A 9,610-nucleotide genomic window follows, 5' to 3' on the forward strand; every position below is an offset into this window, starting at 1 on the left:
ACTTGTTCCGTCCTTTTTTACTGTAGTTATTGGATGCCAGAGTGGATGTCAGCGTAATTAAAAATCTCTCTAAATATAGTCTTTTATCAAATGTTCAGCAATTTGAATACTATTGGTTGCCGCGCCCTTACGCACATTGTCGGCCACCACCCACAAGTTCAATCCCTGCGGATGTGAAATATCATTGCGCACACGGCCAACAAAAACTTCATCATGCCCAGTCGCGTGACTTACCTGCGTTGGGAAGTCTTCGTTCGCATCGAACAACACCACGCCCGGTGCATTGCGGAGCAACTCTTTCGCTTGCTCCGCAGCAATCGGTTGTTGCGTTTCAATGTGCACGGCTTCGGCATGACCATAAAATACCGGCACGCGCACGGCCGTTGCATTGACACGAATATTTAGGTCACCAAAAATTTTCTGCGTTTCCCACACCATTTTCATTTCTTCTTTGGTGTAGTCGTTATCCATAAAAACATCAATTTGCGGAATACAATTAAATGCGATTTGCCGCGCAAAATAGTCATTCTCCAAAGGCTTACCATTCATCAATTGGGCGGTTTGCTGCGCCAGCGCGTCCATCGCTTCTTTGCCAGCACCCGACACCGACTGATAGGTCGCCACGTTAATACGCTCGATCCCCACTGCGTCATAAATTGGCTTCAAGGCGACCAACATTTGAATGGTCGAGCAATTTGGATTCGCGATAATGTTGCGATTACGGAAATCTGCCAGCGCGTGCGCATTCACCTCTGGCACCACCAGCGGAATGTCTTCTTCGTAACGGAACTCCGAGGTATTATCGATAACAATACAACCGGCATCGGCAGCACGCGGCGCATAGATACGAGAAATCGAACCACCGGCCGAGAAAAAGCCCAGCTCAACTTGTGACCAGTCGAAAGTATCCGCATCTAAAACTTCAATTTCTTCACCACGAAACTCAATGGTTTGCCCTGCTGAGCGGCTACTTGCCAATGGGAATAATTGACCGACCGGAAATTTGCGCTGGGCCAGAATTTCAATCATGTGCTGGCCGACTAATCCAGTTGCGCCCAATACTGCTACATTAAATGCTCGAGACATGTGTCCCCCTTATCTCGCGGTCTGTACCGTCAATTGTGAAAATCGTGTTTGCCAAGTGGCATCGAGCCAGTTCGCTGTGGCCACTTGCAACTGGCTCAACTCAGCGCGGGCCGCGTAGTTGCGGCGTAGTTGATCAAAGGCACTGGCAGTGGTCGGCGCAGCACGCAACAGTGCGTCATCCGCGGCAATGTCATATACCTGCAATAACCAGCGCGCTAGTTGCTGCCAATCAGGTGCTTGCGCACTATCGACCTGCAACGTACGCCCTACTGCCGTGCTTGCTAACAGCTCAGGTAAACTTGGCAAACGTGCATTAAGCTGCTGATCCGCCAGCCACTTTTGCAATAGTTGTAAACTGCCGCCTAGTTTACCAGCTAGACTGTGCCCTGCAATGTGCGGCGTCGCAATTTTTACTAAAGCCAGCAATTCCGGATTGAGGTTCGGCTCGTGCTCCCATACATCTAACACGACCGACAACGCTTGTCGTTGTTGTAAACAGCGCAACAAATCGGCCTCGGCAACCACCGGCCCGCGACTGGCATTGACGAACACAGTGTCAGGTGCCAGTTGCGACAAATCGGCATACTGCCACAAGTGGCGGGTCTTGTAAGGTCCTTCGCTTGTCAGCGGCACATGGCAACTTATCACCTGTGATGTCAGCACTTGCTGCCAATCTGCGTGTACCGCAACCGCCGCCTTGCCACTTTCAAGCAATGGCGGATCATAGTAATGCACCACATAACCGAGACCTTGCAAACGCTGGCCCGCAGCACGGCCAGTATGTCCAGCTCCGATAATCGCAGCGCGACCTTGGGGTGGCCGCTGTTGCGTTAAGTTCACCTGCGCCACAGCACAAGCAACATAGTCGCCGACAGCTTGCGCATTGACACCCGGGGTACTGTGAAAAATGATGCCGGCAGCTGCTACAGCAGCTTGATCAACATGATCCATGCCAATGGTTGCGGTACCCAGCCACTTGAGTCGCGGCGCCTGCGCTATCAAAGCCGCATCTATCTTGGTCACAGAACGAATAAACAAGGCGTCCGCTTGCGCTAGCTGCGCTGCACTGGGTTGACGCTCACTATAGGTTTGCAACGTTATGGGTTGCGTAAGCTGCGTTTGCAACCGCGCGACGAGATCGGCAAATTGCGGAAGATTAGCATCGGCCAATAAATGCATGACGTCTCACTTTCAAAAATGAAGTGTTAAGCATACAAAAAGGTGCGCCGCAGCGCACCTTTTGTTGTTGTCTAAATTGTGCGTCAGAGCACGCTTTAAGACTGGTACTTACGCATGACCAAAGTTGCGTTAGTACCGCCAAAGCCAAAGCTATTGGACATCACCGTGGTTAATTCAGCCGGTTGCATCGCCTTAATCACGTTCATGCCTTCGGCGGCTGGGTCGAGATTATCGATGTTAATCGATGGTGCCACGAAACCGTGATTCAGCATCAGCAGCGAGTAAATCGCTTCATGCACACCTGCGGCACCTAACGCGTGACCGGTCATAGCTTTAGTCGCACTCAGCATTGGTGTTTTATCACCGAATACTTCGCGCACTGCTTCAAGCTCTTTGGTATCACCTACGGGTGTACTGGTACCGTGGGTATTCAGATAATCAATCGGTGTATCCACAGTTTCCATCGCCATACGCATACAACGCACCGCACCTTCACCGGACGGTGCAACCATGTCATAGCCATCTGAGGTCGCGCCATAACCAACGATTTCACCGTAAATTTTCGCACCACGCGCTAACGCGGTTTCGAGTTCTTCGATGACCAAAATGCCGCCACCGCCAGCCGGCACGAAACCGTCACGGTCGACATCGTAAGTACGCGAAGCTTTTTCTGGTGTGTCGTTATATTTGGTGCTCAGTGCACCCATTGCATCGAACTCCATCCCGAGTGTCCAATGCAGCTCTTCGCCACCACCGGCAAAAATGCGGTCTTGTTTACCCAGTTGGATCAGTTCTAAGGCATGGCCAATACAATGTGCTGAGGTCGCACAAGCTGAGCTGATGGTGTAGTTCACCCCTTTAATCTTGAAGGGGGTTGCCAAACAAGCAGAAGTTGTTGAGGCCATGCAACGTGGCACCATATAAGGGCCAACGCGTTTTACGCCTTTTTCACGTAAGGTATCAGCAGCAGCAACTTGATGCTCGCCTGAAGCGCCACCCGAACCGACCACTAGGCCAGTACGTGGATTTGAGACCTGCTCTTCGCTAAGTCCTGCGTCTTCGACCGCTTGTGCCATCGCCATGTAGGCGTATGCCGCTGAGTTCCCCATGAAACGCAATGCTTTGCGATCGATGTGATCGGCGGGATTTGCGCGGACCGGACCCCAGACCTGGCAGCGTAAGCCCATGTCGGCAAATTCTTGTGAGAATTCAATACCTGAACGGCCTGCTTTCAGGCTTTCAAGGACTTCTTGTTGGTTGAGGCCGATGCTCGACACAATGCCGATACCGGTGATCACTGCTCTTCTCATTCTATTTTCCTGTCTTGCTGAGCGCTTGTGTATGGTAGCTTAGTTGAACAAAAAAGTGGTCTGCTTTCCGCAACTTTACTTATTTATTGTTACACTATTGCGGACTTTCAACGCACTTAAAGAGATTGTTCTGTGGCTGACGTTTCTCACGCTCATCTGAGTTTTAATGAATTTGGCTTGCCTGTCGCCAATGCCTACGATGACATCTATTTTAGCAACGAAAACGGTTTAGCCGAAAGCCATTACGTCTTTTTGCAGCATAATGATCTCCCCGCGCGTTGGCAAACCCACTCGCAACGGCGCTTCGTGATCGCCGAAAGCGGATTTGGCACTGGCCTCAACCTGCTGGCGACTTGGCAACTGTTACTTGAGCAGGCGCCCGAATCAGTTCAACTGCATTTTATTTCCTTCGAGAAGTTTCCGTTGCAACGCGATGATTTACGGCGTGCCTTAGCGGCGTTTCCGAACTTAGCACCGCTTGCCGAGGAGCTAATTGCCGCCTATCCCCCCGCAGAGCCCGGTTGTCATCGTCGGCACTTGGCTAATGGCCGGATTTTGCTTGATGTTTGGGTGGGTGACATTCAAACCAGCCTCAACGATTGGCTACCGCATGCCGAGGCCACTGTTGACGCATGGTTTCTCGACGGCTTTGCCCCTGACAAAAATCCCGATATGTGGACCCAGACGTTATATGACGCTATGGCCCACAGCGCCCGTGATCATGCCACTTTTGCGACCTTTACCGCGGCCGGCGCCGTACGGCGCGGGCTACAAGCAGCAGGGTTTCAAGTGACCAAAGCCAAAGGCTTCGGACGCAAGCGTGAGATGCTGAGAGGTTTACGACCAGCGCGCACCGCTACAGCACAAAAGGCGGCAAGCGAGCGTTCAGCACAAATGATAACGGTGGTCGGTGGTGGTATTGCTGCTGCCTGTTTGGTCTGGCACTTAGCGCAACAAGGCTACACGGTTGAACTGATTGCCGACAGCTTGGCTGACGGCGCATCGGGTAATTCGCAGGGTGCGGTGTATCCGCTATTACATGCTGAACGCAGCCCTCTCGCGGCGTTTTTTACCCAAGCCTTTGGCTACGCCACACAATTCTACCAACACCAAGCACCGCAGCATTGGTTTCCTACCGGCGTCGTGCAACTTGCCTTTAATGCCAGCCGCGAAGAACGTTATCGTAAAATCGTCGCTACCGGTGCCAACACGCCGCAGTACGCCAGTGAAACCGTGCAATGGCAATCGGCTGATGCGACGCAACAATTGTGGTCAGCTCTACCCGCGCATCCAAGTTTGTATTACCCAGCTGGAGGCTGGTTGCGCCCTGCTGCCGTTGTAGAGCACTTAGTCGGCAGCACCACAGCCTTAAGTCGCCTAGCGCACGGACCGCTTGAGCAGATCGAACCGAGTAACGAGGGGTGGGTACTCAACTTCGCCGATGGCCATCAGTTGCGTCGACAACGCGTCATACTAGCGTGCGGCGCCGGACTCAAGCACTTGCTTGCACCCTTGGCGATACAATTGCAAAACGTGCGTGGCCAAGTTTCGCTTTGTCCGACCACCAATACCAGCGCTGAATGTCCACTCGTCGTCTGCTACAAAGGCTATTTCACCCCAGCAGATAACGGCATCCATTGTGTTGGCGCGACCTATGCGCGCGATAGTGAGGATTTAACTTTGCGTGCCGCTGATGACCGCGAGAATCTCGCCAATTTGTGTCAAGACTTAGCGCCGGCGCAGTGGCCAGCAGACTTGCGCACCACCAGCGCTCGCGCGGCCATTCGCAATACCACTAAGGATCACCTACCGCTGGCAGGTGCGGTTGCTGAGAATTTATGGGTGATGGGTGGCTTAGGCTCGCGAGGTTTTACCGCAGCCCCGCTCGTTGCTGCTTGTTTAGCTGCGGAAATCAGTCACCAACCCCTACCTATACCGGCAGCGTTGTGGCAACGCTTGCAACCGGCGCGGCTTAAACCCGCGCCAGCTTCGCCATAAGATCAGCGATATGTTGCTGATCCGCTGGTGCTAATTCGTGCTTGTTGGCATCGAGCGATGCCTGTACCGCGGGTAACACCGCCGCCGCAGCGCGTTGGTCCTGCAACTCTAACTGCGCGACCACTAAATCAAAATGTCCACGTAAGTAACCACTTGCAAATAACTCATCGTCGTCGCCATCGACGACCGCTTGGTCAAAAACCTGCTCAAGTTCTTGCACGTAAGTATCAAACTCACGTTGATCAATTTGCGCTGTTGCCACGTTACTACCTCTCGTACGACTGTTATGGCCAAGAGGATACCATAAAAGTCGTAAATTCTGATACACTAACGCCCTGTTTTGCTCGTCAGCTAAAGGTTTTTTCATGACCCAGAAAATCGGACTCTTTTACGGTTCAACCACCTGCTTCACCGAAATTGCCGCCGAAAAAATTCAAGCGCAATTCGCGCCAGACCAAGTGGAATTGTTCAACATAAAAGATACCCCGTTGGCTCATGCCGAACAGTTCGACCGTCTGATATTCGGCTTATCAACCTGGGACTTCGGTGAGATCCAAGAAGACTGGGAAAGTCATTGGGACGAAATTAAAGACCTCGATTTAACCGGCAAAGTTGTCGCACTATTTGGTATGGGCGACCAAGTCGGCTACACCGACTGGTTTCAAGACGCGTTAGGAATGTTACACGACGAAATCGCCGCCAGCGGTTGCATCCGCATCGGCTTTTGGCCGAACCAAGGCTACGATTTCGCCGCCTCCAAAGCCCTCACGGCCGACGGTGAATTTTTCGTGGGCCTTGCGCTGGACGAAGACAGCCAATACGAGCTCAGCGAAGCGCGCATCCAACACTGGGTCGAGCAACTAAAACAAGAACTCGCGGAAGTCGGCTAGCCGCTGCGCTGCGCTGTCATTGCTGTGGCGCTGGGCAGGCGAATGCCCCCATACCGGACCTGGCCATGCGGGATCATCAGGATGACGCAGCAGAATGTGAACATGCAGTTGGCTTACAACGTTACCAAGCGCGCCAATATTCAGCTTGGCCGAAGGTTGTCGTTGTTTGAGGCGCTCGCTGATGTATTTAATCTCTGTAGCAAGCAGTATTTGTTGGTCCGCATCAAGGTCCAGAAGTTCCACGCAGTCCGCGACGCGCGGCACCAGTATCACCCAGTCGTAACGGCTATCATCAAACAGCAGTACGTCACACAAATCTAGCGCGCCTAGTCGCAAAGTATCGTGCGCTAGCCGCGGGTCAAGCGTGAATGGGTTACTTTCGGCGATAGGTTTGCTATAACGCATGTCTGACTCGTTTTCTTTATGCATACTAATAAAAGGACACCCTCATGAGACGATTCATGCTGGTTATTATCGGTTGGGCGCTGCTGGTGAGCCAAGCTTGGGCGCAACCGTCAATCACCGAGTATACTGCGCAGATGCAGCCGCACCAAGGTTTCTTGACGTTTTATCACGATCAAGCCACGGGCAAAATGTATCTGCAAATCCCACGCGAACAGCAACAGTTCATATTTCAAACGAGCTTACCGTGGGGGCTAGGTTCAAATGATATCGGTTTAGACCGTGGTCAACTCGGCACGACACGCTTAGCAAGCTTTTATCTTGAGGGTGATAAAGCCTTACTCTTACACCACAATACTTATTATCGGGCGGATTCTGATAACGCCGCCGAACGTGCAAGTATCGACGAAGCCTTTGCCGATTCGGTGATCGCGGGTTTCAGCATTGTCGCGGCGGATGCGCAAGCGGTACTCATCGATTATACGCCCTATCTGCTGAGTGACACTCACGGCGTTGTGCAGCGTTTACAACAAACACATCAAGGCAGCTATCAAGTTGCCAGCGATCGCAGTGTGGTTTATCCGGCACGGAGCAAGGCGTTTCCGGACAACACCGAGCTCGAAGCAAAAGTCACTTTTAGTGGCAAAGCTGCAGGTCGTTATGTACGCCAAGTCGCACCTGACGCAGATCATTTAACGCTGCATCTGCATCATTCTTTTATTCGTCTTCCAGACGATGATTACACCCCGCGCGAGTTTCATCCGCAAAGTGGTTTTTGGGCAGAAGAATATCGTGACTACGCAGCACCGCTAGGCACTGATATGGCGGTAAAAATGATTCCGCGTCACCGTTTAGCTAAGGGTGAAACCATTACCTATTATCTCGACCCCGGTGTTCCAGAGCCGGTGCGCAGTGCCTTACTCGATGGCGCGCGTTGGTGGCAGGAGGCCTTTGCCGCAGCTGGGCATCCTGACGGCTATGACGTTCGCGAACTCCCAGCTGATGCCGATCCAATGGATATTCGCTACAACGTGATTCAATGGGTGCATCGGGCAACGCGCGGCTGGTCCTACGGTTCATCAGTCATCGACCCGCGCACCGGTGAAATATTGAAAGGTCACGTGACGCTGGGCTCCCTGCGCGTACGTCAAGATATGCTGATAGCGCAAAGCTTATTGGCACCTTACGCGGAGCGTCTTGGTGCCGAATCTCAAGCCAAGCTGCTCGAGGCTATCGAAGCAATGGCGTTACAACGCATCCGCCAACTTTCCGCCCATGAAGTTGGACACACACTCGGCATCGCTCACAATTTTGCCGCAAGTGCCGACGACCGCGCCTCGGTGATGGATTACCCACACCCACTTGTGACGATTGACACCAATGGCGAATTGTCACTGAAAGGCGCGTACACGAACGCCATCGGTATTTGGGATAAGCAAGTCGTGCGCTATGGTTACGGTGACGAATCTTTAAGCGATATTTTGCGCGAAAATCAACGGCTCGGTTTAGCTTTTATCTCAGACAGTGACGCCCGACCGCAAGGCGGTGCCCACCCTGATGCACACTTGTGGGACAATGGCAGCGACCCGGTCACCGAGCTGGAGCGTGTGCTCGCTGTGCGCAGTACCGCTTTAGAGCAGTTTGGTGTTGCCAATTTGGCGCCCGAGCGTCCGCTTTCCGATCTACGGGCTCTGTTGGTTCCGGTGTATTTACTCCATCGTTATCAAACTGAAGCCGCGGTTAAAATGTTAGCGGGCGTACACTATCGTTACGCCATGAAGGGTGAAAGCGACGTGAAAGCGCGCGTTGTGAATGCCGCGCAACAACAGCGCGCGTTGCAGCTGCTCGCAAAAACTTGGCAAGCCGAAACCTTAGCGCTGTCGCCAGAAATCCGCGAATTGCTGCTGCCTTTTGCTTACGGCAGTAGTGCCACGCGTGAAAACTTTAGCGGGATGACCGGCTTGGTACCAGACCCGGAGACCATGGCAGCCAGCGCAGCGCGCTTTAGCTTGCAACTGGTGCTCAACAATCAACGCTTGGAGCGCTTACTACAGCAAGCTCAGCACGACGCCGACGTACCAAGCGTGACTGACGTACTGACGACCATCGCGACAAGTGCAATTGCACCGGCACAACAAAATGCCGCCACTAGTCTGCAAGAACGTATCGCATTTGAAGCGCTTACCGCAGTCGCTGAAGTTTACTTGCAAGATAACAGTCCAGCGCTGCAGGCTCGTTTACTTAGCTTCATGCAGCAACAGCAGCGAAACTGGCAAAGTGCTGCGGACAGTCCTGCCAAACAACTCGCTCTCGTGGCTTTAACCAAGTTATTCGAAGATCACACTTGGCCGCTCAAAGGTGCTCCAGCACTCCCACCTGGCTCACCGATCTAGGTTTATGTCAGCCAAGCCTCGCTTGAGGCTTAGCTGACACAGAATAGTGAACACCGTCTTCGATGTACATGGTTTTACTCCCCGAAAAGAGGAGTATAAGATCACGACTAAACTGGATCGTCAAACTGATCGTTTAGTTTTTACTCAGCTGGTTAATAAACGTTCACGATCTTGCCCTGTTCTGAACACTACCTTCCAAAGCGGGAATAGACTGCCATTTATTGCTTTTCAGAAAAAACAAAGCCCCGCGAGTGCGAGGCTTTGGATTCAAAATGTTAGTAACAACGATTAACCTGTGAAGGTAGAGTATTTAGTTCGAGCCTCGTGACCTTTCCCCTGAAATAACACCACA

At 52.5% G+C, this 9,610-nt stretch carries 8 protein-coding genes; 3 read left to right on the forward strand and 5 right to left on the reverse strand.

From position 1 onward, the window contains the following. Positions 1-69: 69 nt before the first annotated feature. The 3 genes from IDAT_RS08340 to fabB all read right to left on the reverse strand — a co-directional run bounded on the left by IDAT_RS08340 (position 70) and on the right by fabB (position 3,575). Positions 70-1,086 (reverse strand): aspartate-semialdehyde dehydrogenase, encoded by a 1,017-nt coding sequence (locus IDAT_RS08340; RefSeq protein WP_034732711.1) that lies wholly within the window; start codon positions 1,084-1,086, stop codon positions 70-72. A gap of 9 nt (positions 1,087-1,095) precedes the next feature. Then, entirely contained in the window at positions 1,096-2,265 is a 1,170-nt protein-coding gene (locus IDAT_RS08345) for a 4-phosphoerythronate dehydrogenase (RefSeq protein WP_051986664.1), read from the reverse strand. Positions 2,266-2,360: 95 nt separating this feature from the next. After that, positions 2,361-3,575 (reverse strand): beta-ketoacyl-ACP synthase I, encoded by a 1,215-nt coding sequence (gene fabB, locus IDAT_RS08350; protein ID WP_034732712.1) that lies wholly within the window; start codon positions 3,573-3,575, stop codon positions 2,361-2,363. A gap of 132 nt (positions 3,576-3,707) precedes the next feature. Between fabB and mnmC the strand changes: the two genes are divergently transcribed. Continuing rightward, positions 3,708-5,573, forward strand: coding sequence for a bifunctional tRNA (5-methylaminomethyl-2-thiouridine)(34)-methyltransferase MnmC2/FAD-dependent 5-carboxymethylaminomethyl-2-thiouridine(34) oxidoreductase MnmC1 (mnmC, locus tag IDAT_RS08355; RefSeq protein WP_034732715.1), 1,866 nt, complete (start codon positions 3,708-3,710; stop codon positions 5,571-5,573). Here mnmC and IDAT_RS13150 read toward each other — a convergent pair. After that, positions 5,548-5,835, reverse strand: coding sequence for a YfcL family protein (locus IDAT_RS13150; protein WP_244441617.1), 288 nt, complete (start codon positions 5,833-5,835; stop codon positions 5,548-5,550). The genes mnmC and IDAT_RS13150 overlap by 26 nt on opposite strands. Before the next feature lie 103 nt (positions 5,836-5,938). Between IDAT_RS13150 and fldB the strand changes: the two genes are divergently transcribed. Continuing rightward, on the forward strand, positions 5,939-6,463 hold the full coding sequence (gene fldB, locus IDAT_RS08365) for a flavodoxin FldB (protein ID WP_034732718.1): 525 nt from the start codon (positions 5,939-5,941) through the stop codon (positions 6,461-6,463). On the opposite strand, the gene IDAT_RS08370 is transcribed toward fldB, so the two are convergent. After that, positions 6,434-6,868 (reverse strand): HIT domain-containing protein, encoded by a 435-nt coding sequence (locus IDAT_RS08370; protein ID WP_034732720.1) that lies wholly within the window; start codon positions 6,866-6,868, stop codon positions 6,434-6,436. The two genes, fldB and IDAT_RS08370, sit on opposite strands and share 30 nt — an antisense overlap. A gap of 44 nt (positions 6,869-6,912) precedes the next feature. Here IDAT_RS08370 and IDAT_RS08375 point away from each other — a divergent pair, with 44 nt between their 5' ends. Continuing rightward, complete coding sequence (locus IDAT_RS08375; protein ID WP_034732722.1) at positions 6,913-9,258, forward strand: zinc-dependent metalloprotease; 2,346 nt, start codon at positions 6,913-6,915, stop codon at positions 9,256-9,258. The last annotated feature ends 352 nt before the right edge of the window (positions 9,259-9,610 follow it).

The organism is Pseudidiomarina atlantica, assembly GCF_000753735.1.
GTDB lineage: Bacteria > Pseudomonadota > Gammaproteobacteria > Enterobacterales > Alteromonadaceae > Pseudidiomarina > Pseudidiomarina atlantica.